Here is a 25,051-nt window from a genome sequence, read left to right as displayed (position 1 = left end):
CTCTGGAGAACTCCACAACGCGGTCATCGCATGAGTCATCGAACCGGGGCCTTTCTTCGGGTCGTGGCTCCGACGTTGGCACGAGCCGCTGACAATTCCCCGCAACGCGCTCGGCGTGTCCCGAAAGTGGTCGCTGAATCGATGCCGCGCGGTGGCTTGGGCAACATTTGGCCCAGTCGAGACCGGCTCTCTGGGCGGGCATGGGGTGTGTTCGACCCGTGTGCGCTGCCGATGCCGAGCAGACCGGTAAACCTTCATCTGACTATCTGATCATGATTTGGGGTGTCCAATGCATCTTTTTCCGACACCTCGCGCCGGTGTCGTGACCGGCCACCGCCCGTGGCACCCTTGTCTGGTGAACCTCGCCGACTCCGCCTTCCTGCGCGCCTGCCGCCGCGAACCCGTGCCCCACACCCCTGTCTGGTACATGCGTCAGGCCGGGCGGTCGCTGCCGGAATACCACAAGGTCCGTGCGGGCGTGCCGATGCTCACCGCGTGCGCGACGCCCGACCTCATCGTCGAGATCACCATGCAGCCGGTCCGCCGTCTCGGCGTCGACGCGGCCGTCTTCTTCAGCGACATCGTGGTGCCGCTCAAGGCCATCGGCATCGACCTGGACATCAAGCCGGGCGTCGGCCCGGTCATCGCCGACCCGATCCGCGACGCCAAGGGCATCGAGGCGCTGCGCCCGCTGGAGCCGGGCGACATCCCCTACGTCACCGAGGCCATCCAGGCGCTGACCGGCGAGCTCGGCGCCACCCCGCTCATCGGCTTCACCGGCGCGCCGTTCACGCTCGGCTCCTACCTGATCGAGGGCGGCCCCTCCAAGAACCACGACCGCACCAAGGCCATGATGTACGGCGCCCCCGAGCTGTGGCACGCGCTCATGGACCGGTTGACCGGCATCGTCCTCCAGCACCTGCGCATCCAGGTCGCGGCCGGAGCCTCGGCCGTGCAGCTCTTCGACTCCTGGGTGGGGGCGGTGGCGCCCGACGACTACCGCGAGTTCATCCTCCCCTACACCCGGCGCATCTTCGAGGGCGTCGCCGGCGTGCCGCGGATCCACTTCGGCGTGGGCACGGGCGAGCTGCTCGGTGTGCTCGGCGAGGCCGGGGCCGACGTCGTGGGCGTCGACTGGCGGGTGCCGCTCGACGAGGCCGCCCGCCGGGTCGGGCCCGGCAAGGCGCTGCAGGGCAACCTCGACCCGGCGATCCTGCTGGCGCCGTGGGAGGTGGTCGAGCGCAAGGCGCGCGAGGTGCTGCGGCGGGGCGAGGCGGCCGAGGGGCACGTGTTCAACCTGGGCCACGGCGTGCTGCCCTCGACCGATCCCGACCAGCTCAAGCGCCTCACCGACCTCGTCCACGAGCACACCCCCACCGCCTGAACGTCCCCTCGACGACAGGTCGGGCTCCCCGGGTTGAGCGGGGCCGGGTGCCTCACGCCGGCCGGTCAGCCCCCACGGGCTGAGCGTGCCGAGCCGGCCGGTCAGGCTTCGACGGCTTCCTTGCCGGGGCCGGGCTCCTCGGGGCTCGGCTCCGAGGGTCCGGGTTCCGTGGGCCGGCCCGCGCGGTGGGCCGGCGCCGGGCCGGACGGGGGAGCGGGGCGCCGGGCGCGGTCACGCCGGACGCGCCAGACCACCAGCGCGATCAGCGGCGACGAGAACAGCAGCCACGGCAGCAACGCCCCGATCACGGTCAGCGCGACCTTCGTGAACGACACCAGCGCGTTCCACCCGGACTGCAGCCCGCCGAGGAACCCGGCCGGCTCCTCCACCGGATCCACCACCTCGGCCGCGGGGCCCACCAGCTGCAGGCTCAGCGTGGCCATCGAGACCTGCGCGGCCAGCTCCTTCTGCTGCGCCTGCAACGACTCCAGGTCGGCCTCCCGCGTGGAGATCTCCCGCTCGACCTGCAGCACCTGACCGATCGTGTCCGCCTTCTTCAGCAGCGTGCGCAGCGACTCCAGCGACTCCTGGGCCGACTTCAGCCGGCTCTCGACGTCGGCCACCTTCAGCGTGACGTCCTCGGTGCCCTGCTGCATCGACAGCTGCTTGCCCAGCTCCTTGCCGAACCTGCCCACCACCTCGGCGTACTTCGCCGGCGGGATCTTGAACTCCAGCGTGGCGGAGTCCTCGGTGTCGCTGGCCGAGCTCGTCTGCTCCTGCGACAGGTAGCCGCCGGCGGCGGTGACGATCTGCTTGGCCTGCTGGACGGCCGTGCTCACCTGCTTGGCCCGTACGGTCATGTTCCCCGTGTAGATGACCTGCCGGTCCTGCCGGGTCACCTTGACATCGGTGGCCACCCCGGCCCGCCCCGCCTGCGGCCGGGCCGCCTGCTCCTGCACGTCGCCGTCCTGGGCGGCGGCGTCCTGGGCGGCGGCGTCCTGGGGAGCGCGCTGGGCGTACTCCCTGGAAGGGGTGCCGGCGGCCTGGCCCCCCGAGTCGGACTGGACCAGCGCGCTCCCGCCCCCGCAACCGCTCAAGGCCAGGGCCGCGCAGGCCGCCGATAACGCGATGCCGTACCGGATTCTCCTCATGCCCTAATGACGAGCCGTACGCGAGCTCGGTTTGACGGAGACAATCACGTTCCGGTCACTGTGTCAGATCACCGGCCCGAGAGGGTGGGCGACGCGGTGAGGCGGTAGCGTCGGTAGGCGTGGATGGGAAACGGGCGCACGTGGTCGTCATCGGGGCGGGGATCTCCGGGCTGACCGCCGCGTGGTATCTGCACCAGAGCGCCGGCGACCGGATCAAGGTGACGGTCCTGGAGGGCTCGCCGCGCATCGGCGGCAAACTGTACGCCTCGGAGGTCGCCGGGGTGAGCATGGACGCCGGCGCGGAGGCCATGCTGGCCCGGCGTCCCGAGGGGAAAGAGCTGGCCAGAGCGGTCGGCCTCGGTGACGACCTGGTGCTCCCCGGCACCACGCGCTCGGCCGTCTACACCAGGGGCGCGCTCCGCCACCTGCCGAAGGGCCAGGTCATGGGCGTGCCGTCCGACCTGACCGAGCTGGCCAAGTCGGGCATCGTCTCGCCCGGCGGCCTGGTACGCGTGCCGCTCGACCAGATCCTGCCCGCGACCCTCGTCCGCACCGACGTGTCCGTGGCCGCCTACATCCGCGCCAGGATGGGCGCCGAGGTGGTCGATCGGCTGGTCGAGCCGCTGCTCGGCGGCGTCTACGCGGGCCGCGCCGACATGCTCTCGCTGGAGGCCACGATGCCGCGGGTGGCGGCGGTGGCCCGTTCTGAGCGCTCGCTGCTGACCGCGGCCAGGCAGCTCGTCGAGGAGGCGCCCAAGGACGCCGGCCCCGTCTTCACCTCGCTGCGGAACGGCATCGGCTCCCTGCCCGAGGCGGTGGCCAAGGCGTCGGAGGCCGAGGTCAGGACCGGGGTGACCGTACGCGAGCTGCACAGGACCGAGACCGGCTGGCGGCTGGTGACGGGCCCGGTGCCGCGACCGGAGATCATCGAGGCCGACGCGGTGATCGTGGCCACGCCGGGCCCGGCGGCGGCCAGGCTGCTCAAGGCCGAGGCGCCCAAGGCCTCCGCCGAGCTGGCCCGCATCCAGTACGCGAGCATGGCCGTGGTGACCCTGGCCTACCCCGTGGACGCCTTCCCCGAGCCGCCCGCCTCCAGCGGCTACCTGGTCCCGCCGGTGGAGCGGCGGCCGGTCAAGGCGGTCACGTTCAGCTCGGTGAAGTGGCCCCACCTGGCCAAGGACCTGGTGATCCTGCGCTGCTCGATCGGCAGGATCGGCGAGGAGCACCTGCTCCAGCGCGAGGACACGGAGCTGGTCTCCCTGGCCACGGCCGAGATGGCCGACGTGATGGGCGTGCGCGGCCTGCCGCTCGACAGCCGGGTGACGCGCTGGGGCGGCGGCCTGCCGCAGTACAACGTGGGCCACCTCGACCGGGTGGCCAGGGTGCGCGCCGCGGTCGCCGTGCAGCCGGGACTGGCCGTGTGCGGCGCCGCCTACGACGGCATCGGCATCCCCGCCTGCATCGGCACCGCGCGTACGGCCGCCGCCCGGATTCTGGACCACCTGAGCGGCGGAGGACAATAGGAGCCATGACAGAGGGCGCTCCGCGGCCGAAGGCCCGCGATCTCAACCAGGTGATCCGTTACACGATGTGGTCGGTCTTCCAGCTGACCGAGCCGTGCCCAGGCGACCGCGACAACCTCGCGGCGGAGGTCCAGGAGCTGCTCGACCAGGCCGCCGGCAAGGACGTCGTGACCAGGGGGGTCTACGACGTCTCTGGCTTCAGGGCCGACGCCGACTTCATGTTCTGGTGGCACGCTGCCACGCCCGAGGACCTCCAGGACGTCTACTCCCGGTTCCGGCGCACGGAGCTGGGCCGGCGCACCAGGCCCGCCTGGTCGGCGATGGCGCTGCACCGGCCGGCCGAGTTCAACAAGTCGCACATCCCGGCCTTCCTCGCCGAGGAGGAGCCGCGCGCCTACGTGAGCGTCTACCCGTTCGTCCGCTCCTACGAGTGGTATCTGCTGGAGGACTCCGAGCGCCGGGCGATGCTGGCCGAGCACGGCCGGATGGCGCGCGACTACCCCGACGTGCGGGCCAACACGGTGGCGTGCTTCTCGCTCAACGACTACGAGTGGATGCTCGCGTTCGAGGCCGACGAGCTGCACCGGATCGTCGACCTCATGCGTACGCTGCGGGCGGCCAAGGCGCGCCGGCACACCCGCGTGGAGATCCCGTTCTACACCGGTGCCCGCAAGCCGGTGCAGGAGCTCGTCGCCGCCCTGCCCTGACGGGCCTTGCCGGCGGATGCTGACGGGTCAGCGCGGCGCGCAGCCGCCACGAGCCGCGCCCGGCCCCAGGCCGAGCAGCAGTCCGAGGGAGAGCGCCTGCTGCTCGGTGCGCATCACCGCCCCGAGCAGCATGCCGGCCCCGCCGCCGACGAGCGAGAACGCCAGCGGCAACGCGGCCGCGCCGAGCGGGTCGCCCCGGCGCACGCCGAACAGCAGCGCCGAGCCGAGCATGATGACCAACCCCTGGGCCGGCGCCACGGCCACCCGCCCCGCCGCCTCGCCGAGCAGGATCCGGCCGCCGGACATCGGCGTGGCGTACATGCGCCGCGAGAGGCCGTACCTCCTCGTCTCGATCAGCACCGTCGCGCCGGTCAGCGAGGTGGGGAACAGTGGCCGGATTCGTACCCAGCAAGACCCATGTTGGCGATCCCACTGAATTGATCTATCCCCTTTGTCACAATCAGGGGAAATCTCTTGGTCGTTGGGCGTACGCGGGGTGGCACGTTCCAACGGGGAACCGGAGGACGGGGTGGCAGAGCCGGAAAGACGAGAACGACGGCCGGCCGGACGGCATGCGGTGGGGCGTCATGGGCGGGACCGTCGTGAGGCGGATCGCCGTGATGAGAGACGTCGTGGTGCGGGCGGCGGGGGAGCGGGGCGGCGTGGGAACGGGCGGGCGCGAGGGCGGGGCCGCAGGCGGCTGCGGCTGGTGGCGGGGGTGCTGGTGCTGGCGGGTGGGGCCGCTGGGCTGCTCGGGGTGATCGGCGCGTTGAGCGGAGAGGGCGGCACGTCTCCGGCCTTCGGTTCCGCGGACAGGTCGCCTGGAGCGGTGGCGCGGGAGGACGGGCTACCGGGTGGCTCTGACGGCTCGCCTGCGGCCGGGCTGGGTGGCGCGCCGACGGTGGGCGGTGGCGGTTCGCCCGGGGAGCCAGGAAAGGGTGTGGCGAGTGCGGGGGCCGGGACGCGGCAGGCGCCCAGAGCTCAGGCGTTCGGGCCCACCGGGCAGGCGGATCCAGTGCGACCGGGCCCGGCGCGGGGAGGCACCGGGGGGGAAGGCGCTGTGCGAGAGGGCACCGCGCGGGAGGGAGGGGCCGCCGATCCTGGGATGGTCGCGGGCAGCACAACGGCGGAGGACGTGCTGGCCGGAGGGCCCGATCCGGCGGACGGGGAGGGGCACAAGGCCGACGGGCCGTCCCGGCACACCGATCAGGAGGCGGCGCGGTACTTCCGTGCCAACTGGGGTCCGGGCGACAGGGCGATGAAACGCCTCAAAGACATTCGCACAGTCGGCGGATATTTGCGCATTTATACGGATCTGCCGGAAACGGCGGACAATTCGTTGACCGCGATCACCCTGTGCGAGCGCGGCCTGGCCTACATGCACGAGCGCGGGGTCGCCGACCCGGTCGTGTTCGTCCAGGCGGAGTTCGGCGGGAACGGCAACCCGGTGCTCGCCAACATCCTCGGCCGCTCCGACCGCAGTTGCCGCGTCACCCATCCGGCCCCGGGATGACCGGTCAGCGGACGCGGACGCGGGTTCTCGCGCAGACGTCACACCGCTGGGTGATGACCCGACCGATGGTCTCGATCGTCACCCAGCGGTGGCGAAGATGTACAAACCGCACGCGGCACTCGTACCCGTGAGAGGCGATCGATACGCGCTGTCGCTACGTGATCACTGCTTGGGTTCGAGGCGTAGCGAGACGGAGTTGATGCAGTAGCGATCGTCCGTCGGCGTCGGGTAGCCCTCGCCGTGGAACACGTGGCCCAGATGCGAGTCGCACCGCGCGCAGCGCACCTCCGTACGGACCATGCCGAGACTGCGATCCTCGATCAGCCGCACGGCCTCGGACTCGGACGGCTCGAAGAAACTCGGCCAGCCGCAGTGTGACTCGAACTTCGTGTCCGATCGGAACAACTCGGCCCCGCAGGCGCGGCACGAGTAGACCCCCTCGGTCTTGGTGTCGACGTACTCCCCCGTGAACGGGCGCTCGGTCCCGGCCTCCCTGAGGACGTGGAACTCCTCGGGCGACAGTTCGGACCGCCATTCGGCCTCGCTCTTGACCACCTTGTCCATGGATCCAGAATACGAGATCGGGCAAAAAGAGATCTCCAGAGGGTGAAGCATCCGTTCTGGGGTGAATTCGCGTCTTTGTAGGCATGGGGGTGTCATCGCCTCCTGTGAAGGGGTGAGATCGTCCGCAGATCCCGCCGAGCGGCACAGCCCACGCCCGTGCTGGCGCCGCTGGGGGTCGGAACGGCCGGCCGGGTGGCGCGCCAGCGCCCGGAACGGCGGCGGACGCTCTCAGCGGCCCGTCCCGTCGAGCCCCCGGTCCCGCCACTGAGGCGGCTCCGGGACGGGCCCACCCCGCAGGTCCGCCATCCGTGGTGTTCGCCGGGTACGACCCGTTCTTTCGCGGGGTGGAGGGCATCGGCAGGGTAGGTTCGGGGGCATGGCATCGCCGTACATAGAGCTCGAGGTGGGAGAGAGGACCGTCAAGGTCACCAATCCCGACAAGGTCTACTTTCCTGAGATCGGCGCGACCAAGCGGGAACTGGTCGAGTACTACGTGAGCGTCGGCGAGGGTGCCCTCCGGGCGCTCAAGGACCGGCCCACCAACCTCAAGCGCCATCCCGATGGCGTACAGACCGAGGCGATCTACCAGAAGCGGATGCCTCCCAAGCATCCCGACTGGCTCCAGTCCGTGACCGTGACCTTCCCGAGCGGCCGTACGGCACAGTCCCTGCGGGTCACCGAGGTGGCGGCCATCGCCTACTGCGCCAACCTCGGCACCATCGACTTCCACCCCTGGCAGGTACGCGCGGCCGATGTCGAGCACCCCGACGAGCTGCGCGTCGACCTGGACCCGCAGCCCGGCCTGGAGTTCGACGCGGCGCGCCGGGCGGCGTTCCTGACGAGGGACGTGCTCGGCGAGCTGGGCATCACCGGGTTCGTGAAGACCTCGGGCAACCGCGGCGTGCACATCGCCGTGCGGATCGAGCCGCGCTGGGACTTCGTCCAGGTACGTCACGCCGGCATCGCCCTGGCCAGGGCGGTCGAGGCGCGTGACCCGAGCCTGGTCACCACGGCGTGGTGGAAGGAAGAGCGCGGCGAGCGGGTGTTCATCGACTTCAACCAGAACGCCAGGGACCGCACGGTGGCCAGCGCCTACTCGGTCAGGGCCCGGCCGCACGCTCCCGTGTCGACCCCGCTGACGTGGGAGGAGCTGGAGGACGCCGACCCGCGCGACTTCGACCTGCGCACGGTGCCGGTCCGGTTCGCGAAGGTGGGCGACGTGCACGCGGCCATCGACGACCGGGCGTACTCGATCGAGCGCCTCCTGGAGATGTACGCCGAGGACGATCGGGGCGACATGCCCTATCCGCCCAACTACCCGAAGATGCCGGGAGAGCCGAAGCGGGTGCAGCCCAGCAAGGCCCGGTCCGACACCTGAGGGGACGTCTCCCGCTGTCGCCCGGTCGTGACGACCGGCGGCTCCCTGCCCGTGCCCTGGTGCTGTGCCGCCCGGTCCCGGTGGGCGCCATGCGGGCGCGGCCGCCACGATTCGCCGTCGCCGAACCCTCCGTGGTCGGCTGGTTTCACTTCGGTCACATTACTTGACTGGCGGTCTAATAATTCGCCAGGCTCTCATGTGCATCGGGGGCGACAATCGAGTCTGGAGCCTTCCCATGGCAAGAGCGCGACGTCTCGCAGCGGCTGGAGCGGTGACCGCCTTCGCGGTGGCGGGAGTGAGCCTCGCGGCGGGTCTGGGCACCGCCTCCGCCGCCTCCACCCTCTCCGCCCCAACTCTCTCTGTGCCTGCTCTCTCTGGCCCTGCTCTCTCTGGCCCTGCTCTCTCCGGCCCTGCTCTCTCCGGCGCTGTGGACCCCGGCGGGCAGGTGCCCGGCACGGAGGTCGTCTGCCTGCTGCCGCTGCCGCTGCTCTGCGACGAGCCGTCCGGCGGCCCCCAGCCGGGCGAGTCCCCTCAGGACTCCTGGTCGAGCGCCCCTCAGCACGAGGAGTCCTGGTCGGAGCCGCCCACACGGGAGGGCTCACGGCCGGGCACGCGGGAGAGCGAACCGCCATGGCGGCCGGCGGGCGAGGAGGAGCACAGGGTGCCGAAGGGGCATCCCGAGACGGGTGGGGGCGCGCTCGCCGCGAGTGGCGGGCCGGTGTGGCCGTTCGCGCTGGGCGGAGCGGCGCTCCTGGCGGGCGCGGGCCTGGCCGGCTTCGCCGCCCGCCGCACGAGCCGGCCCGCACCGCCCGAATAGCCCGGCTTCTGAGGTGGTGGCCCTCGTCCTTGCCAGTGATCGCCGTCGGTCACTACGGTCTCGGCAACAAAGCGGTTGCCGTCCACGAGTTGTCGTCCACCTGGGGAAGGAGCTCTGGTGCTGAGGCAGGTCGCAGCGGGCGTGCTGGTTCACGAGAGCGAGTTCGTCCAGACCAACGGCGTCGTCGTGCACGGCCGCGACGGCGTGCTGCTCATCGACCCCGGGATCCAGCACCACGAACTGGCCTGCCTCGCGAACGACCTGTCCGGCGCGGGGCAGAGCGTCGTGGCGGGCTTCGCGACGCATCCGGACTGGGATCACGTCCTCTGGCACCCCGTGTTCGGCACGGCTCCTCGTTACGGCACGGCCCGCTGCGCGGCGGCCGTCCGCGAGCAACTGTCCAGTCCTGAGGCCAAGGCCCGCGTCGCCGAGCACCTGAGCGAGACGGAGATCGCCGGGCAGGTCCCGACGGACCTGCTCGGCGACATCACCGCCCTGCCCGCCGGGACGGAGCAGGTTCCCTGGGACGGCCCGCTGGCCCGGATCATCGAGCACCAGGCGCACGCTCCCGGCCACGCGGCGCTGTTCGTCGAGGAACGCGGGGTCCTCGTCGCCGGCGACATGCTGTCCGACGTCCTGGTCCCGATGCTCGACGTGGAGGACGGGGCCGACCCGATCGAGGACTACCTGTCCGCGCTGCGGCTGCTGGAGGAGGTGGCGGACGGCGTCGAGTTCGTCGTCCCCGGTCACGGGTCGGTCGGCGGGCCCGGTCAGGTTCGGGCGCGGATCGAGCTGGACCGGGCGTACGTGCTCGCCCTGCGTGAAGGCCGCGAGCCGAGCGACCCTCGGGTGGGCCCGTCGGCCAGGGCCGGCTGGGAGTGGGTGGCCGAGGTGCACAACGGGCAACTCCAGAGCCTCGCCAGAAGACGCGAACGCGACGCCTCCGGCCGGGCCGGCGGCGGTGGGGGGGACGGTTAGCATCCCCCCCCCCCCCCCCCCCCCCCCCCCCCCCCCCCCCCCCCCCCCCCGCCACCATTCTCCGCCTCCACCGCCCGCGTCGCCGTTCCCGCAGCCAGAGCCCGCCCGGCGTCGCCTGTCGGACGCGACGCCGGATCCTGGGCCGGATGCCAGATCGGGCACCGGGCCGTATGCCGGGCTGGACACCGGACCGCGAGTCAGGCGGGCGGCGGGAGCTCGGCTGATCGCGGGTGCGGCGGCGGTCGCGTCGCTGGCCGGGGTGGCGCTGATCGGGCTGGGGATCGCCGGGGTGCTGGACGGCGGTACGGATCCCGCGCCGGTCGCCCGGCAGGACAAAGCCCCCGGACCGGCGGCGAGCGACCTGCCGATCATGGACGTGCCGCTGTCGAAGGTGGCCAGGCCCATGAAGGCCGCCAAGCCCACCGCCGTCTACATCCCCTCCATCGGCGTGGCCGCGCCCCTCATGGAGCTGGGCCTGGACGCGGAGGGCGCCATCGAGAACCCGCCGTTCGACCCTCCCGACCTGGCCGGCTGGTACCGCTACGGCCCCGTCCCCGGACAGCGCGGCGCCGCCGTGATAACCGGCCACCTGGACACGCGCTCGGGGCCGGCCGTCTTCGCCCGGCTCAAGGAGGTTCGGCGCGGCGACCAGGTGCAGGTGCTGCGCGCCGACCGCTCGGTGGCCGTCTTCGTCGTGGACAAGGTCGAGCACACCCCGAAGCGCACATTTCCCGCCAAGAAGGTCTACGCCAAGCTCGCCTACCCCGGGCTGCGGCTGGTGACCTGCGGCGGCACGTTCGACCGGCGGGCGCACAGCTACGCGGACAACACGATCGTGTACGCCCACCTCGCGGCCCCGTACCGGCTCAAAGACTGATCACGGATCGCGCGGGAGGCCCAGGGCGCGTTCGGCGATGATGTTGAGCTGGACCTCCGTCGTGCCTCCGCCGATCGTGAACGCGCGAGTGGTGAGGATCATGCGGTTCCAGTACGGGTCGGCGGGCGCGAGCGACCAGCAGAACTCCGAGATCTCCTGGGAGTGCCGCATGCCGAGCAGCTTGCGTACGCTGGAGGCGGTGCCCCGGCCTCCCGCGCCCGCCTGCCGGGAGCCCGTCGGCTGGGCGTCCGACAGTTGGGAGAGCGTCACCCGCAGGCCGAGCGCCGAGATGGCCTGACCCTCGGCCCACAGCCGGCCCGCGCGCTCGCGCTGCGCCTGCCGGAGTTCGGGCAGGCGGGCGATGAGCGCGGCCATGTCCGCGTGCCGCGATCCAGGGCCCCAGGAGTCGCCGAGCGCGACGCGTTCATGGGAGAGCGTGTCGCGGGCCACGCGCCAGCCGTCGTTCACCGCCCCCACCACCAGGTCGTCCGGTACGAAGACGGTGTCGAGGAAGACCTCGTTGAAGATCTCGTCCCCGTTGATCTCCTTGAGGGGTTTGACGGTGACGCCCGGGGAGGCCATGTCCACCAGGAAGTAGGAGATGCCGTCGTGCTTGGGCCGGTCGGGGGAGGTGCGGGCCAGGCAGATGCCCCAGTGTGCGTACTGCGCGAGGGATGTCCAGATCTTCTGGCCGGTCAGCGACCAGCCGCCCTCCACTCGTACCGCCTTCGTCGTCAGCCCCGCCAGGTCGGAGCCGGCGCCGGGCTCGCTGAAGAGCTGGCACCACACGATCTCGCCGGTGAACGTGCCGGGCAGGAAACGTTCCTGCTGCTCGCGGGTGCCGTACCGGACGATGGACGGGACCGCCCAGGCGGCGATGCCCAGGTTCGGGCGGCGCAGGTCGCGGAACTCCTGGTGGATGATCACCTGTTCGAGCGGCCCGGCGTCCCGGCCCCAGGGATGCGGCAGGTACGGCATCAGCCAGCCCTCACGCGCGTACCGCCCGCGCCTGGCCGCCGGCTCCTCAGCCCGCAGTGACGCCGCCTCGGCCCTGATCCGGTCCCTGAGCGCGGCGGCCTCCTCCGGCAGGTCCGGCTCCATCCGCCGCCGCACGCCCGCCACAGCCAGCCGCGCCGTCTCCTCCGCCCACGGGCCTGGGTCGCCGGCGAGCATGCGGTCGGACAGCGCTCTGCGGTAGTAGCGGTGGGCGTCGTGCTCGAACGTGTACCCCATGCCGCCGAGCACCTGGATGGCATCCGCCGCACACCGGACAGCGGCATCAGGCGCCAGCACCGCCGCCACGCCTACCGCCAGCCGTACCTCACCGCACATGCCGGCCTCCGGGGTGCCAGCGGTGTCGCCGGCCGTGCTGTTTCCTGTGTCGCTGTCCGGGGCGCGATGCTCGTCGAGGGCTCTGGCGGCGTCCCACACGGCGGCTCTGGCCTGTTCCAGCGTCACCAGGGCGTCGGCCACCCGGTGCTTGACGCCCTGGAACTGCCCGATCGGCCGCCCGAACTGTTCGCGGACCTTGGCGTGCTCGGCCGCCGTCGTCACGGCCCACTCCGCCACGCCGCACGCGTCCGCGCCGAGCAGGACGGCCGCGAGCTCCCGTACCGGAACGTCGCCGAGCACCCGGGCGGCGGGTACGGTCCGCGCGGTCACCGAGCAGAGCGGCCGGTCGAGATCGACGCCGTCGGCGGGCTCGGCGCTGACGTCGCCGCGATCGAACACCGCCCACGCCCCGCCCGCACCCTCGACCGGAACGAGGAACAGATCCGCCTCCACTGACCCGAGCGCCAGAAAGCCCTGGTTCGTGGGCGGCCCCATGGCTACGGCGGCGGTCAGGGTTCCGTCGGCGAGGCCGCCGATCAGGGCCCGCACGTCGTCGGTCAGCGGACGGGCGCCGTCCGCCCAGGCCAGCGCCGCCGACGCCAGCACGGACGGCAGGTACGCCCCGCCGACCCGCCGTTCGGCCAGCGCCTCCAGCGCGACGCACAACTCCAGCAGGCCGTACCCGTGCCCGCCGCACTCCTCGTCCAGGTGCAGCCCCAGCAGCCCCTGCCCGGCCAGGGCCGCGTGGCTGCGGTCCCGGCCGGCCAGGCCGCGTACGGAGGCGGCCAGCTCGACGTGTTCCTCGGTCAGCCCGATGCCCATGGGCCGAATCTAGAACATCATTCCGCCCATCTCCACAAAAATGGCTGGCGACCGGACGCCATGCCTCGTTACGCTCGCCGTGTCCGTTCAGTGGAGCTTCCGGGCAGTCACGCCCGTAGGGGAGGGGTCTATGCCCGGCACCGCGCCCAGCGCGCCTCGCCGTACCCACAGGCGGATCCCGACCCCGTAAGGCGTCACCACACCCGTCCGCCCTTCCACCGGCGTGCCCCGCGAGGCCCGCTCGGGCGCTTCCTTGCTGCCATTTCGCGAACCTTCTCGCAGCCTTCGCGAACTCTCGTCAAAGATGACATTCCGGCAAGGAGTACCCAGGTTGTCCACCGACGGAAAACCTCGTTCGCTCGCGAACACCGAGACATTCCCGTGCGTACGCTGCGGCCTGACCGTCGCCGCGGTCGCACCCGACGGCGCCCGCCGTAACCACTGCCCGAGCTGCCTGCACTCGCTGCACCTGCGGGACGAGTGCAGATCACGCATGCTCCCGATCTCGATCGCCGTCCTGCGCACCGGCGAATGGATGGTCATCCATCGCTGCACCCGGTGCGGTGAGCTGACGTCCAACCCCATCTGCGGGGACGACAACCAGCTCATCCTCATGCGCATGGCCGTCAGGCCGCTGGCGCAGCCGCCGTTCCCGCTAGAGGCGTTCGGTGATCTGTGACATGCCGAGGAGGAATCCGGGCCGGGAACGGCCCCAGCGACGTAAAGAGCTCTTCCACGCGGACGCGTTCCGCTGCGTCGGGTGCCGGCTGGACGTGCCGATGCTCGCGCCCGGCACCGCGCACCGCAACCACTGCCCGAACTGCCTGACCAGTCTGCACGTCGACGACCGGATCCCGGGGGATCGGCGGGCCGAGTGCCGGGGCAGGATGACGGCGCTGAGCGTGTCCGTGCGCGGGGACGGGGAGTGGCTGATCATCCACTGCTGTCAGTCCTGCGGCGGGCTCAGCGCCAACCGCATCGCGGGCGACGACAACGCGCTGGCGCTGCTGCGCATCGCCATGCGCCCGCTGTCGGACACCCGCCTGCCGGTCAGCGCCCTGCTGGCCCTGTGATCCCGCCCCGCCGGAGCCGCGGTACGCCCGCGGCCCCGGCGGGAACGGGGCCGCCCCACATGAACGGCGAGTACTGGGCCGCCCCACGGGAGGGTAGGGAGCCGCCCTACGGGGCCGCCGTGTGACGCGTGTCAGTCATCGGCTTCGAGGTGCAGCGCCCGGGTGAAGTCGGCCACCGCCTCCTCGTGCCGGTCCAGCTCCTGGAAGATCTCACCCCGCACCCGGTAGGCCCAGATGTAGTCGGGATCCAGCTCGATCGCGGCGTCGAGGTCCTTCAGCGCCGCCTCGTTGTCGCCCAGCTCGCTCAGCACCGCGCCCCGGCTCCCGAGCGCCCGGTCGTTGCCGGGGTCGAGCTCCAGCGCCCGGTTGAGGTCCTTCAGCGCCTCCTCGTAGCGGTCGGCCATGCGCAGCGCCTCGCCCCTGCGGCTCAGCGCCCGCACGTAGTCGGGGTCGGCCTCCAGGGCCTTGGTGTAGTCGTCGATCGCCTCCGGGTAGAGGTTCATCCGCTGGTAGAGATCGCCGCGGGCGACCCACGAGTACGCCAGCTCGTCGTTCAACGCGATGATCTTGCCGTGCTCGGCCAGGGCCTCGTCCAGCCGGTCCAGGTCCACCAGGGCGTCGGCCTTCGCCTCCAGGATCCACAGGGAGTCGGGCGACAGGGTGAGCGCGTGCTCGAAGTCGGCCATCGCCTCCTCCAGGCGGCCCATGGCGGCGTAGGTCTGGCCGCGCGAGCCCAGGGCGTAAGCGCTGTCCGGCTCCAGCTTCAGTGCCTCGTCGAAGTCGTCGAGCGCGGTTTCGTACCGTTCGATCACGCGATGGCTCTCCCCGCGCAGCCGCCAGGCCCTGGCGTTGTCCGGCACCAGCGCGATCGACTCGGTCAGATCCGCGATCGCGGCGTCGTGCCGCGACAGGGCGATGTACGATTCGGCCCGGCTGCGCAGCACCGATGCCCGGGACTGTGCGGCCGCTTCCGACAGCCCTGACGTGTCCTTGATCCCCTCGCTCATGAGGGGTAAATGTATCCGACTAGATCTGGATAATGGCTGCCTTTTCCCGGGTGTACTCCAGCACCGAATCGTGGCCGTACCCGCTGTCCTTGACCCCGCCGAACGGCAGCCCCGGAGGCATCTGGCGGAAGGTGTTCACCCACACCGTGCCGCTGCGCAGATCGCGGACGAAGCGGTGGGCCCGGCCGAGGTCGCGGGTCCAGACGCCGGCCGCCAGCCCGTACGGTGAGTCGTTCGCGATCGCCAGCGCCTCCTCGTCGGTCGAGAACGGCAGCGCCACCGCCACCGGCCCGAAGATCTCCTCCTGGCACACCCGCAGCGCGTTGTCCTCGCTCGTGTAGAGCGTGGGCGCCACCCAGTAGCCGCCGGGCAGCTCAGGCACCACCTCGGCGCCGCTCCGCCCGCCGAAGACGAGCCGCGCGCCCTCCTTCTCGGCCAGCTCCAGGTATGACGTCACCCGCTCGTACTGCCCGGCCGACACGATCGGCCCCATCGTCGTCGCCAGGTCCAGCGGATCGCCCAGGACCAGGTCCGCGCAGGCGCGCTCGATCCGGCCGAGCATCTCCGACCAGATCGAGCGGTGGATGAGGATGCGTGAGCCCGCCACGCACACCTGGCCCGCGTTGCCCGTGTAGACGGAGTTCACGGTGACGCCCTGGGTGGCGGCGTCCAGGTCGGCGTCGGGGAAGACGATGTTGGGTGACTTGCCGCCCAGCTCGAACGTCAGCGGCTTCAGAGCGTCGGCCGAGGCCCTGGTGATGGCCCGGCCGGTCTCGGTCGAGCCGGTGAGGCTGACCTTGCCCACGCCGCGGTGGCGTACGAGGGCGTCGCCGACCTCCTCGCCCAGACCGCTGACGATGTTGAGCACGCCGGGCGGGAAGACGCCGGCCAGCAGCTCGCCCAGCCGCAGCACCGACGCGCTCGCCTGCTCGGCCGGCTTGACGATCACCGTGTTCCCGGCGGCCAGCGCGTACGCGGCCTTGGCCGAGAAGGTCGAGATGGGGGAGTTCCACGGGATGATGCAGACCGCCACCCCGTACGGCTCGCGCCGCGTCAGCCCGAGTGCGTCCGGCCCGAGCACGACCGTGTCGCCCTTGACCGCGTCGAGGCACTGCCCGGCGGCAAGCTGCCACAGGTACGCCATCCCCGGCAGGTCCCGCTTCAGCGTGTCGCGCAGGATCCTGCCGTTGTCGCGCGTCTCCAGCTCGGCCAGCTCCTGGGCGTGCCGGCCGAACAGCTCCGACACCTTGCGCAGCACGTGCGCCCTGGCCGCCGCGGGCAGCGCCGACCATGCGGGGAAGGCGCGGGTGGCCGCGGCGACGGCCGCCTCGGCCTCGGCGGCGCCGCTGGCGGGGATGCGGGCCCATGGCTCGCCGGTGGCGGGGTTGACGGTGTCCATCTGGCGTGCGGCGGGGACCAGCTCGCCGCCGATCAGGTTGCGGTAGTCAGGCACGCGACCAAGCATATGCTTGCTCGATTCGCGGAGCCAGGGCGGAGGAATCACAAAAGATCACGTAAAGCGCCTGAACGCGGACGCTTAGACGGGGACGGCCCGGGCACAACCGCACGAAGGGTGGTGGCGATGACCAACAGAATCCTGGCCAAACTGGCCTACGGCTCCCGTTACGACCGCGTGCCCTGGGCGCAGCGGGTCTACGTGCGGCCGGGAGAGCGGCTCATCCGCGAGGCGCAGTGGCGCCGGCTGACCGGCCGCGCGCCGATCATGTCGCGCGCCGCCTACGAACGGCTGCGCCCGCTGGGCGAGATCGAGGAGTTCCTCGACTGCATGATGTGCGGGGAGTCACGCCAGCAGCCGCTCTTCGAGCCGACCGGCGGCAAGGGCTGGCGCTACCACGTCGTCCGCTGCCCCGCCTGCGGCTTCCTCTACCGCAACCCCAACGTCCGGCCCGAACGCCTCGGCGACCTGTACTCCACCGGCTACAGCACCTTCCTGACCGGCAAGTACGCCGCCAACCGGCAGCGCCGCTACGACCTGACCATGAAGGCGATGTCGCCCGTTTTCGACGAGGGCAAGGAGCGGCGGCTGCTCGACTTCGGCTCGGGCGTGGGCCTCTTCCTCGAACTGGCCGAGCGGCGCGGCTTCGACGCCTACGGCGTGGACCTGTCGCCCGAGTCGGTGGCCCAGGCCAACGAGCGGCTGAGCCGGGCCCGCACCTACTTCGGCGCGCCGGAGGAGGTGCCGGAGATCGCCGCCGGCGGGTTCGACGTGATCACGCTGTGGTCGGTGCTCGCGCACCTGCCCCGGCCGCTGGAGGACTTCCAGCGGTTCAGGAGCCTGCTGGCGCCGGGCGGGGTGCTGCTCATCCTGACCGTGAACGCCCGCTCGCTGCTGCTCAAGGCGTACGGGTCGAAGTGGAGCGGCTTCACCAAGAACCACCTGATGTTCTACTCCCCGCAGACAGTGCGCACGCTGCTGGCCCGTACCGGGTTCGCCGGCGTCGCCTTCGCCCACCACTACGGCGACACGATCGAGGCCGGGACCACCAGACTGTCGCCCGCCCACGCCGCCCGGCTGCGGCGCAGTGTGGAGGCGAGCGACGGCGGCAACATGATGCGCGTGCTGGCCTTCGCCGACGAGGAGGCGATCGGCCGCTGGGGCCGCGGCCCGCTCACGGTCCACCGCCTGCACGACTGAGCCGGGCTACGGTTGAGCCGGGCCGGGCCGCGGTTGAAACGGGCCGGGCTACGGCTCCGGTACGCCGAGGTCGGAGGTCTGGGACGGCTTATCCAGCTCGGGATCGAGCTGCTCGATCAGCCGCTGCACCAGCGCCGCCCGCCGGACCCGCTCGCGGCCCAGCTCCTTCGGCACCACACCCAGATGGCCCCCGGAGGGGTAGATGTTGGGCGCGTTGCGCAGGCCCATCTTCAGGTAGACGGGGGCGGCGGCCCGGACGATCTCCACCGCCTCGTAGAACCGGACGAACCCACCCTGATCATCCGGCACCTCCAGGTAGAGATCGATCGGCAGCCGGGTCGCAGCGCGGATCTCGGCCAGGTGCGGCACGGTGAGATCGGTGCCCACGTTGACCGTGGTCGCGCCGAGCCGCTCGTAGACGGCGGCGGTCGGTCCGTTCGTGAGCGGCATCAGCACGGACGTCTTCAGCACCAGGTTCGGCGGCAGCGTCCCGTCCGCCTTGAGCTCCCGCAGCACGTCCAGGGTGCCGAGGTCGCCCACTAGCAGGCTGCGGATGCCCAGCGAGCAGGCCCGCAGCGCGTCGGCCAGGCAGGCGGCGACCATCGCGTTCCCGCGCGCCGCCGCGCCCACGGCCTGGGTGAGCTTGGCCTGGCCGCCGGTGTCCCAGGCCGCCCTCGGCCCGAGGAACAGGTTGACCTCGATGCCCCGTTCGGCGCCGAGCCTGGCCATCCGCCCGATCTCGTCGTCCGTCAGCATCATCACGCCGCTGCCCTGCGAGGTCCTGGCGACCGGCACGCCGAGCCGGTCGGCCTCGGCGACCACCGCCTCCAGCACCTCGGGCCCCTCGACGCTGGGGATCTCGAAGCGGTACGAAGCCCCGTCCGAGAAGCGCGACGCGGCGGGCGCGGCTGGTTTCTGCGCAGGCACCACCGGGTGCCCCAATCGCTCCATCAGCGCGTGGAGCTCGGCCAGGCTGGTCATCGGGAAGCCTCCTCGTCATGGATCACTTCGGCGCGGCCGAGCGGGTGGATCTCTGTCCCTTTTGCCGGTCTTATGGAGACAATAGATCAGACCCGGCTGAAGTGAGGTTTCGTACCCCATGACCAGTCCACTATCCGGTGTCCGAGTCGTCGAGGTGGGCGTGTTCATGGCCGCCCCCTTCGCGACGATGCAACTCGCCGACCTGGGCGCCACCGTCATCAAGGTCGAGCATCCCCACGGCGGCGACCAGGTACGCGCCATCGGCCCGTTCACGGCCGGCCACAGCTCCCCCTTCGCCCGGCTCAACAGGAACAAACGATCGCTCGCCCTCGACCTCAAGTCGGAGCCCGGCGCCGCCGCCTTCCTCCGCCTGATCCGGGAGGCCGACGTGCTGGTCGAGAACCTGCGCCCCGGCGCCATGCGCAAGCTCGGGTTCGGCTACGCCGATCTCAGCGAGCTCAACCCCGGCCTCGTGTACGTCTCCGCCTCCGGCTGGGGCCAGGACGGCCCCCTGGCCGATCTGCCGGGGCTGGACATCATGGCCCAGGCCCGTGGCGGCCTCATGAGCGTCACCGGCATGCCCGACGGCGACCCGGTCAAGGTCGGCGTGCCTGTCGCGGACCTGGTCTGCGGCCTGTACGGAGCCCTCGGCGCCGTCTCCGCCCTGCACGCCCGCGCCCTGACCGGCCGGGGCCAGCACGTGGACGTGTCGCTGCTGGAGTCGGCCGTGTCACTCGCCGTCTGGGAGGCGGGCAGGTATTTCGCCACCGGCGAGACCGGCCGGCCGCTCGGCTCGGCGCACCAGAGCACGGCGCCGTACCAGGCCGTCAGGACCGGCGACGGCTGGTGCACGGTCGGCGCGGTCACCCCCAAGACCTGGCACGGCCTGTGCACCGCGCTCGGCCTGCCCCACCTGCTCGCCGACGAGCGCTACGCCGACGCCCACGACCGGCACGGCCTGCGCCACGAGCTCATCCCCGCCATCGAGAAGGTCACCACCCGGCGCACCACGGCCGACGTCGTGGCCGCGCTCGAAGCCTCCGGCGTGCCCTGCGCGCCCATCGCCGACTACGCGCAGGTGTTCACCGACGACCACCTCACCCGGCGGCGCTTCTTCTGGGATGCCGAGCATCCCGAGATGGGCCCCGTACGCCAGCTCGGCTCGGCCATGCGCTTCTCCGGCACGCCCACCAGGCGCGGGAGCGCCGGGCCGCCGCTCGGCGCGGACACCGTCGAGGTGCTGCGCGAGTGCGGCCTGACCGAGCAGGAGATCGACCGGCTGCTCGCCGAAGGCGCGGCGGCACAATCCGCCACCCCGAAGGAGATCGTGTGAGCGAACTGATCGTCACCACCGACGGGCCCGTGCTGCGCGTGGTGTTCAACCGCCCCGCCCAGCACAACGCGCTGACCTGGGCCATGTGGGACGGCCTCCACGACGCCTGCGAACGCGCCGACGCCGACCCCGGCATCAAGCTGCTCACGATCTCGGGGGCCGGCGGGCGGGCGTTCGTCGCCGGGACGGACATCGCCCAGTTCGCCGCCTTCACCGATGGGGAGGACGGCGTCGCCTACGAGCGCAAGGTCGAGCGCATCGTCGGCCGCCTCGAACGCGTCAAGGTGCCCACCCTGGCCGTCGTCCAGGGCTACTGCGTGGGCGCGGGCCTCATCGTGGCCGCCGCCTGCGATCTGCGCCTGTCCGTGCCGGGATCGCGGTTCGGGGTTCCCATCGCGAGGACGCTCGGCAACTGCCTGTCCATGAACACGTACTCGCTGCTCGTCCACCACCTCGGTCCCGCCAGAACCCTGGACATGCTGCTGCGGGCCCGCATGTTCACCGCCGAGGAGGCCCACGCCGCCGGCTTCGTGGGCGAGGTCTGCGAGCCCGAGGACCTCGCCGCCCGGCAGGCGGAGACGGAGGAAAGGCTGCTGTCGCACGCGCCGCTGTCGATGTGGGCGGCCAAGGAGGCGGTCAGGCGGCTGCGGGTGGCGAACGTGCCGGACGGGGACGACATCGTGGCCACGGTCTTCGGCAGCGACGACTTCCACGCCGCCGTCCCCGCCTTCCTCACCAAGCAGCAGCCCACCTGGCAGGGCCACTGACCGCGGCCCGCGAGTCCGCGGACGGTGGGCGCCGGTCCCCGGGAAGGCGGCGCCGGTTCCTGGGGGCGCCGGTCGTGGGACGGAGAGGGCGGTCGTGGGACGGAGGCGCGGGCCCGTCCCCACGCTCGGCCTAAGATCGGAGGCATGCAGCTCGCTCCCGGTGTCCACGTCGCCATCACCGACCGCAACGGTGGGGTCAGCGCCCCGCCCTACGGCACGCGCAACCTCGGTGGCATGGTCGGCGACGATCCGGCCGCCGTGCGGGCCAACCGCGCGGGCGTGGCGTCCGAGCTGGGCGTGCGCGCCATCGTGTTCATGCGCCAGGTCCACAGCGCCGACGTGGCGTACGTCAGTGAGCCGTTCGGCGACGACCCGCCCATGCTCGACGGCGTGTTCACCACCGAGCCCCGTCTGGCGCTGGCCTCACTCGGGGCCGACTGCCCCGCCGTCCTGGTGGCCGACCCCGTGGCGCGCATGATCGGCGCCGCCCACTCCGGCCGCCCCGGCACCGAGGCGGGCATCGCCACGGCTCTGGTGGAGGCGATGGCCGCCAAGGGCGCGGAGCCCGGCAGGATGGCCGCCCTGATCGGCCCCGGCGCGTGCGGCCGCTGCTACGAGGTGCCCGCCGACCTGCGCGAGCAGGTCGCCGCGAAGGTGCCCGCCACCTGGTCAACCACCTCCTGGGAGACCCCCGCGCTCGACCTGCGGGCCGGCATCGAGTCCCAGCTCCGGGCGGCGGGCGTCCCCGACGTGCGCCACGACGCACGCTGCACGATCGAGTCGGAAGAGCTCTACTCGCACCGCCGCGAACGCCCAGGCGGCCGTTTCGCCGGCCTCATCTGGCTGGACGCCTGAGCTCGGCCATGTAGCCCGGCATCACAGATACATCTCGTTCCCTGAAGCGTGCAACAGCCAGGGTCTCGCCTCGCGTCCTGGGCGGGAAAGAGATGAAAGGTGACCGACGTGGAGCAGCCGGGGAGTATGGCGGAGTTCGTACAGATCCGCGGGCCCGCTTTGCTGCGCTACGGGCTCGTGCTCACCGGCAACCCGCACGATGCCGCCGACCTGGCCCAGGAGGCGCTGCTGAAGCTCAGCGGCTCCTGGTCGAGGGTGCGCAAGAAGCAGGACCCCGAAGGATTCGTCCGCATCACCATGGCGCGGCTGCACATCAGCGCCTGGCGCCGGATCAAGCGGGAACGTCTGGTCGGCAGAGTTCCCGAAGAGGGCATCGCCGACGCGGACATCGCCCGCTTCGACGGCGAACCGGGGCTGTGGCGCCTGGTGACGCGATTACCCCCGCGCCAGCGCGCGGTCGTCGTCCTGCGCTACTACTGCGACCTCTCCGACGAGGAGATCGCCGACGCGCTGGGTGTGTCCAGGGGCACGGTGCGCAGCCAGGCCGCACGGGCGCTCGACAAGCTCAAGGCCGCTTGGAACCGCGAACACGCAGGGGACATCGATGTTCGAGGATGAGCTGACGAAAACGCTGAACGCGGCGGCCAAGTGCGGGCCGCCCGAGGATCTGCTCGCCGGAATCGACGCCCTGCGCCGCCGCCGCAGGCGCCGCCGCGCCGGAGCGGCGCTGGCCGCGTGCGCCGTCGCCGTCGTCGTGGGCGTCGTCACCGCCCTGGTGAGGCCGACCTGGCCGGTGTCTCTGCCGGCGACGACTCCCAGCACCATGGCGACGGACCTGACGGACAGGGTCGCCCGGGCGACCCTGCGCATTCCCGCCCGTTCCCCGGAGGGCCACAAGTACGAGGGGGTCGAGGCGATCGACACTCACCGGTTGTTGCTGCTCAGCGAACGCGGCTTCGACCTGTACGACGCGTCCACCGGCAGGATCACTCCAGTGGTGCGACTGCCCGGCCGAGCCGATGTCCGGACGGTACGGGCCAACGAACGGCATGTCGTCTGGGCGGTCAACGTCAAGTCGTCCGAGCGGAAGACCCAGCCTTCCAGTTCCATCGACAGTGCGCAGGACCGGGCGAGCTCCTCGCTCCGGAAGCTCGGCACCCCCGAGTACTGGACGGTGCCATTGTCCGGGGGCACTCCGCGCAAGCTGCCGCCGACGCTCGGGGGCCCCTTCGACCTCATCGGCGACGACCTGATCACGCTCGACGGGTCCGGCGCGCGTCGAACGGCGCTCTCCGGCGGTCAGCCCCAGCCGATACCCGGCGCCGACAACGCCCTCGCACTGGACCTGCCGTGGGTGCTGCTCGCGACCGAGCCCGCTGTCCTCGGTCAGGAACCGGCCGAGTCGCTCAACGTCCTGACGGGAGAGAAACGGCGACTGACGGCAGACCTGTGCGCGTCGTCCGCATGCCTGCATGCTCCGCTGCACCTGTGCTCGTCCGACTGGTGCATCCGCGAAGACAGGGCGGGCAAGCCGTTCGCCCGGCGGACGGACGGCTCACGGACGGTGCCACTGCCCGGCGCCAGTACGGAGCCCCCGGCCTTGAACCGGTTCGCCGTCCTGGACGGCGGGCGGCGGCTGTTCGACCTCACCACGGGAGCGAGCGCCGTCTTCGACCCGCCGGGCTCGCACGAAGTCCCGCCCTCCGGCACCGGCACCGGCGGCGGCCGGCGGCTCCTGGCGAGGAGCGCGGGCGATGTCATCTGGGTGGTCAACCTCAAGGCTCTCAGCTGAGAGTCCTCATCACGCGCGAGGGACGGCTCGGCAGGACGGCTCGGCAGCGCGGGCCTGGCGCGCACCCGGCCGGCAGCCGGGTCACACGTGCCGGGTCAGCTCTTCTTATTGGAGTTGTAGATCCCGTTCACCACGATGATCCCGAGCCAGACCCAGAAGAGCCCGCTGGTCCGGTCCGCGAACGCCAGCACCAGGGTCATGACCGCGCCCAGGCTCATCGAGACGATGGCCAGGGCCAGTCGCTGCCCTTCCGTCGGTCCCGAGCGGGCCGCCTTGCCGGCCTCCGGGGTGAGCTGGGCCACGCGTTCGTCCACCCGCCGGTCGATCTCGTTGCCCATCCGGTCGAGGAACGACTCCACGACCGCGTCCTCGAACTCCGGCCCGAGGTCGCGACGCGCGGACACGGCGGCTCGTAGTTCATCCCCAGTAGTCATATGTCGAGATATAACGGGATTAGAGGCTATCGAGCAAGGATGTCATCGAGGTTGTAACTGACTGGACGCTCCAACTGCTCATACGTGCACGATTCGGGCGTACGGTCGGGCCGCCACCGGCGGAACTGCGCGGTGTGCCGGAACCGGTCGCCCTCCATCTGGTCGTAGGCCACCTCGATCACCAGCTCGGGCCGCAGCGGGATGAACGACAGGTCCTTCTTGGCGTTCCACCGAGAGACCGCCCCCGGCACCCGCTGCCCGCCCGTCGCGGGCCCGGCGGCCGGCTGGCCCACATTGGCCACCGCCTGCTCGGCCCAGTGGCCCCAGGGATGCTCGCTCAGCTCGGCGAGGTATGGCCTGATCTCCTCGACCAGCTCCGCCCTGCGCTTCATCGGGAACGAGGCCGCCACGCCCACGTGATGCAGCCGCCCGTCGTCGCCGTAGAGGCCGAGCAGCAGCGAGCCCACGATCGGACCCGACTTGTGCTCCCGGTAGCCGCAGATCACGACGTCGGCGGTGCGTTCGTGCTTCACCTTGAACATCGTGCGTTTGTCGGGCACGTATGGCTGGTCGCCCGGCTTGACGATGATGCCGTCGAGCCCGGCCCCCTCGAACATCTCGAACCACTCGCCCGCCTGCTCCTCGTTGGTCGTGACCGGCGTCAGCCGGACGGACCCGCTCTTCTCCTCCGGGAAGAGCTGCTCCAGCCGGGCCCGCCGCTCCGCGAACGGCGCCTCAAGCAGCGACTCGTCGCCCACCGCCAGCAGGTCGAAGGCGACGAACTGGGCCGGTGTGCGCTCCGACAGCATGGTCACCCGCGACTTGGCCGGATGGATGCGCTGCTGCAGCGCGTCGAAGTCGAGCTGGGAGCCCATGGGCAGCACGATCTCGCCGTCCACGACGACCTTGTCGGGCAGTTCGGCCCGCACCGCCTCGACCAGCTCGGGGAAGTAGCGCGTGAACGGCCGTTCGTTACGGCTGCCCAGGTAGACCTCGTCGCCGTCGCGGAAGACGATGCAGCGGAAGCCGTCCCACTTCGGCTCGTAGAACAGCGTGCCGTCCTGCTTGGGCATGGCCTTGACCGGCTTGGCCAGCATCGGCGCCACC

At 71.6% G+C, this 25,051-nt stretch carries 26 protein-coding genes; 17 read left to right on the top strand and 9 right to left on the bottom strand.

Features of this window, described 5'->3' with window-relative positions; all coding sequences use genetic code 11:
• The first annotated feature begins 355 nt into the window (after positions 1-355).
• The gene (gene hemE / locus ABFX54_RS02130; RefSeq protein ID WP_346101143.1) at positions 356-1,384 is read left to right on the top strand and encodes a uroporphyrinogen decarboxylase; all 1,029 of its coding nucleotides are present in this window, start codon (positions 356-358) and stop codon (positions 1,382-1,384) included.
• Positions 1,385-1,485: 101 nt separating this feature from the next.
• On the opposite strand, the gene ABFX54_RS02125 is transcribed toward hemE, so the two are convergent.
• The gene (locus tag ABFX54_RS02125; protein ID WP_346101142.1) at positions 1,486-2,535 is read right to left on the bottom strand and encodes a DUF4349 domain-containing protein; all 1,050 of its coding nucleotides are present in this window, start codon (positions 2,533-2,535) and stop codon (positions 1,486-1,488) included.
• 119 nt (positions 2,536-2,654) lie between these two features.
• Here ABFX54_RS02125 and hemG point away from each other — a divergent pair, with 119 nt between their 5' ends.
• Both hemG and hemQ read left to right on the top strand, forming a co-directional pair.
• Positions 2,655-4,058: a protoporphyrinogen oxidase gene (gene hemG / locus ABFX54_RS02120; RefSeq protein ID WP_346101141.1), complete on the top strand. Its 1,404-nt coding sequence runs from the start codon at positions 2,655-2,657 to the stop codon at positions 4,056-4,058.
• 5 nt (positions 4,059-4,063) lie between these two features.
• Positions 4,064-4,765, top strand: a complete 702-nt coding sequence (gene hemQ, locus ABFX54_RS02115) for a hydrogen peroxide-dependent heme synthase (protein ID WP_346101140.1) — start codon at positions 4,064-4,066, stop codon at positions 4,763-4,765.
• Between the two features lie 27 nt (positions 4,766-4,792).
• Here hemQ and ABFX54_RS02110 read toward each other — a convergent pair whose 3' ends face one another.
• Positions 4,793-5,275 carry an ABC transporter permease gene (locus tag ABFX54_RS02110; RefSeq protein ID WP_346101139.1) on the bottom strand — a complete coding sequence of 161 codons (483 nt, stop codon included), beginning with the start codon at positions 5,273-5,275 and terminating at the stop codon, positions 4,793-4,795.
• A gap of 110 nt (positions 5,276-5,385) precedes the next feature.
• On the opposite strand from ABFX54_RS02110, the gene ABFX54_RS02105 reads away from it, so the two are divergent.
• Entirely contained in the window at positions 5,386-5,526 is a 141-nt protein-coding gene (locus ABFX54_RS02105) for a hypothetical protein (RefSeq protein WP_346101138.1), read from the top strand.
• A 344-nt stretch (positions 5,527-5,870) separates the two neighbouring features.
• A complete protein-coding gene (locus tag ABFX54_RS02100; RefSeq protein WP_346101137.1) occupies positions 5,871-6,278 on the top strand; it encodes a hypothetical protein in 408 nt (135 codons plus the stop codon).
• Between the two features lie 162 nt (positions 6,279-6,440).
• Here ABFX54_RS02100 and msrB read toward each other — a convergent pair whose 3' ends face one another.
• A complete protein-coding gene (gene msrB / locus ABFX54_RS02095) occupies positions 6,441-6,842 on the bottom strand; it encodes a peptide-methionine (R)-S-oxide reductase MsrB (RefSeq protein ID WP_346101136.1) in 402 nt (133 codons plus the stop codon).
• A gap of 403 nt (positions 6,843-7,245) precedes the next feature.
• Here msrB and ligD point away from each other — a divergent pair, with 403 nt between their 5' ends.
• From ligD to ABFX54_RS02075, 4 genes are all read left to right on the top strand, one after another.
• Positions 7,246-8,220, top strand: coding sequence for a non-homologous end-joining DNA ligase (gene ligD / locus ABFX54_RS02090; RefSeq protein ID WP_428834483.1), 975 nt, complete (start codon positions 7,246-7,248; stop codon positions 8,218-8,220).
• A gap of 427 nt (positions 8,221-8,647) precedes the next feature.
• Positions 8,648-9,037 (top strand): hypothetical protein, encoded by a 390-nt coding sequence (locus ABFX54_RS02085; protein ID WP_346101134.1) that lies wholly within the window; start codon positions 8,648-8,650, stop codon positions 9,035-9,037.
• Between the two features lie 117 nt (positions 9,038-9,154).
• Complete coding sequence (locus ABFX54_RS02080; RefSeq protein ID WP_346101133.1) at positions 9,155-10,015, top strand: MBL fold metallo-hydrolase; 861 nt, start codon at positions 9,155-9,157, stop codon at positions 10,013-10,015.
• Positions 10,016-10,274: 259 nt separating this feature from the next.
• Positions 10,275-10,892 (top strand): class F sortase, encoded by a 618-nt coding sequence (locus ABFX54_RS02075; protein WP_346101132.1) that lies wholly within the window; start codon positions 10,275-10,277, stop codon positions 10,890-10,892.
• Here ABFX54_RS02075 and ABFX54_RS02070 read toward each other — a convergent pair whose 3' ends face one another.
• Entirely contained in the window at positions 10,893-13,046 is a 2,154-nt protein-coding gene (locus ABFX54_RS02070; RefSeq protein WP_346101131.1) for an acyl-CoA dehydrogenase family protein, read from the bottom strand.
• A gap of 331 nt (positions 13,047-13,377) precedes the next feature.
• Between ABFX54_RS02070 and ABFX54_RS02065 the strand changes: the two genes are divergently transcribed.
• Positions 13,378-13,725, top strand: coding sequence for an RNHCP domain-containing protein (locus tag ABFX54_RS02065; RefSeq protein ID WP_245955453.1), 348 nt, complete (start codon positions 13,378-13,380; stop codon positions 13,723-13,725).
• A gap of 1 nt (position 13,726) precedes the next feature.
• Positions 13,727-14,119, top strand: coding sequence for an RNHCP domain-containing protein (locus tag ABFX54_RS02060; protein ID WP_346101130.1), 393 nt, complete (start codon positions 13,727-13,729; stop codon positions 14,117-14,119).
• 131 nt (positions 14,120-14,250) lie between these two features.
• Here ABFX54_RS02060 and ABFX54_RS02055 read toward each other — a convergent pair whose 3' ends face one another.
• Together ABFX54_RS02055 and ABFX54_RS02050 are read right to left on the bottom strand one after the other, a co-directional pair.
• A complete protein-coding gene (locus ABFX54_RS02055; protein ID WP_346101129.1) occupies positions 14,251-15,126 on the bottom strand; it encodes a tetratricopeptide repeat protein in 876 nt (291 codons plus the stop codon).
• A 19-nt stretch (positions 15,127-15,145) separates the two neighbouring features.
• Positions 15,146-16,579: an aldehyde dehydrogenase family protein gene (locus ABFX54_RS02050; protein WP_346101128.1), complete on the bottom strand. Its 1,434-nt coding sequence runs from the start codon at positions 16,577-16,579 to the stop codon at positions 15,146-15,148.
• A gap of 129 nt (positions 16,580-16,708) precedes the next feature.
• Here ABFX54_RS02050 and ABFX54_RS02045 point away from each other — a divergent pair, with 129 nt between their 5' ends.
• On the top strand, positions 16,709-17,782 hold the full coding sequence (locus tag ABFX54_RS02045; RefSeq protein ID WP_346101127.1) for a class I SAM-dependent methyltransferase: 1,074 nt from the start codon (positions 16,709-16,711) through the stop codon (positions 17,780-17,782).
• Positions 17,783-17,830: 48 nt separating this feature from the next.
• On the opposite strand, the gene ABFX54_RS02040 is transcribed toward ABFX54_RS02045, so the two are convergent.
• Complete coding sequence (locus ABFX54_RS02040; protein WP_346101126.1) at positions 17,831-18,763, bottom strand: U32 family peptidase; 933 nt, start codon at positions 18,761-18,763, stop codon at positions 17,831-17,833.
• A gap of 118 nt (positions 18,764-18,881) precedes the next feature.
• Here ABFX54_RS02040 and ABFX54_RS02035 point away from each other — a divergent pair, with 118 nt between their 5' ends.
• The 5 genes from ABFX54_RS02035 (at position 18,882) to ABFX54_RS02015 (ending at position 23,510) form a co-directional block, all read left to right on the top strand.
• Complete coding sequence (locus ABFX54_RS02035; protein ID WP_346101125.1) at positions 18,882-20,096, top strand: CaiB/BaiF CoA transferase family protein; 1,215 nt, start codon at positions 18,882-18,884, stop codon at positions 20,094-20,096.
• Positions 20,093-20,863, top strand: a complete 771-nt coding sequence (locus ABFX54_RS02030; RefSeq protein WP_346101124.1) for an enoyl-CoA hydratase/isomerase family protein — start codon at positions 20,093-20,095, stop codon at positions 20,861-20,863. The genes ABFX54_RS02035 and ABFX54_RS02030 overlap by 4 nt, the downstream gene beginning before the upstream one ends.
• Positions 20,864-21,007: 144 nt before the next feature.
• Complete coding sequence (gene pgeF, locus ABFX54_RS02025; RefSeq protein WP_346101123.1) at positions 21,008-21,718, top strand: peptidoglycan editing factor PgeF; 711 nt, start codon at positions 21,008-21,010, stop codon at positions 21,716-21,718.
• Between the two features lie 99 nt (positions 21,719-21,817).
• A complete protein-coding gene (locus ABFX54_RS02020; protein ID WP_346101122.1) occupies positions 21,818-22,336 on the top strand; it encodes a SigE family RNA polymerase sigma factor in 519 nt (172 codons plus the stop codon).
• On the top strand, positions 22,323-23,510 hold the full coding sequence (locus tag ABFX54_RS02015; RefSeq protein ID WP_346101121.1) for a hypothetical protein: 1,188 nt from the start codon (positions 22,323-22,325) through the stop codon (positions 23,508-23,510). The genes ABFX54_RS02020 and ABFX54_RS02015 overlap by 14 nt, the downstream gene beginning before the upstream one ends.
• Positions 23,511-23,605: 95 nt before the next feature.
• Here the strand turns inward: ABFX54_RS02015 and ABFX54_RS02010 are convergent, their stop codons facing one another.
• Both ABFX54_RS02010 and ABFX54_RS02005 read right to left on the bottom strand, forming a co-directional pair.
• Entirely contained in the window at positions 23,606-23,944 is a 339-nt protein-coding gene (locus ABFX54_RS02010) for a hypothetical protein (protein ID WP_346101120.1), read from the bottom strand.
• Positions 23,945-23,970: 26 nt separating this feature from the next.
• Positions 23,971-25,041, bottom strand: a complete 1,071-nt coding sequence (locus ABFX54_RS02005) for an ATP-dependent DNA ligase (RefSeq protein WP_428834486.1) — start codon at positions 25,039-25,041, stop codon at positions 23,971-23,973.
• Positions 25,042-25,051: the final 10 nt, after the last annotated feature.

The sequence above is a fragment of the Nonomuraea maheshkhaliensis genome, assembly GCF_039529435.1.
Taxonomy (GTDB): Bacteria; Actinomycetota; Actinomycetes; order Streptosporangiales; family Streptosporangiaceae; genus Nonomuraea; species Nonomuraea maheshkhaliensis.
Note: the sequence above shows the minus strand (reverse complement) of the source record. Positions and strands in the feature narration are given on the sequence as shown.

Coding starts and splice junctions, on each gene's coding strand:
- ABFX54_RS02125 (WP_346101142.1), bottom strand. CDS start 2,535: ATGAGGAGAATCCGGTACGGCATCGCGTTATCGGCGGCCTGCGCGGCC.
- hemQ (WP_346101140.1), top strand. CDS start 4,064: ATGACAGAGGGCGCTCCGCGGCCGAAGGCCCGCGATCTCAACCAGGTG.
- ABFX54_RS02105 (WP_346101138.1), top strand. CDS start 5,386: ATGAGAGACGTCGTGGTGCGGGCGGCGGGGGAGCGGGGCGGCGTGGGA.
- ABFX54_RS02100 (WP_346101137.1), top strand. CDS start 5,871: ATGGTCGCGGGCAGCACAACGGCGGAGGACGTGCTGGCCGGAGGGCCC.
- msrB (WP_346101136.1), bottom strand. CDS start 6,842: ATGGACAAGGTGGTCAAGAGCGAGGCCGAATGGCGGTCCGAACTGTCG.
- ABFX54_RS02070 (WP_346101131.1), bottom strand. CDS start 13,046: ATGGGCATCGGGCTGACCGAGGAACACGTCGAGCTGGCCGCCTCCGTA.
- ABFX54_RS02060 (WP_346101130.1), top strand. CDS start 13,727: ATGCCGAGGAGGAATCCGGGCCGGGAACGGCCCCAGCGACGTAAAGAG.
- ABFX54_RS02055 (WP_346101129.1), bottom strand. CDS start 15,126: ATGAGCGAGGGGATCAAGGACACGTCAGGGCTGTCGGAAGCGGCCGCA.
- ABFX54_RS02045 (WP_346101127.1), top strand. CDS start 16,709: ATGACCAACAGAATCCTGGCCAAACTGGCCTACGGCTCCCGTTACGAC.
- ABFX54_RS02040 (WP_346101126.1), bottom strand. CDS start 18,763: ATGACCAGCCTGGCCGAGCTCCACGCGCTGATGGAGCGATTGGGGCAC.
- ABFX54_RS02035 (WP_346101125.1), top strand. CDS start 18,882: ATGACCAGTCCACTATCCGGTGTCCGAGTCGTCGAGGTGGGCGTGTTC.
- pgeF (WP_346101123.1), top strand. CDS start 21,008: ATGCAGCTCGCTCCCGGTGTCCACGTCGCCATCACCGACCGCAACGGT.
- ABFX54_RS02015 (WP_346101121.1), top strand. CDS start 22,323: ATGTTCGAGGATGAGCTGACGAAAACGCTGAACGCGGCGGCCAAGTGC.
- ABFX54_RS02010 (WP_346101120.1), bottom strand. CDS start 23,944: ATGACTACTGGGGATGAACTACGAGCCGCCGTGTCCGCGCGTCGCGAC.
- ABFX54_RS02005 (WP_428834486.1), bottom strand. CDS start 25,041: ATGCTGGCCAAGCCGGTCAAGGCCATGCCCAAGCAGGACGGCACGCTG.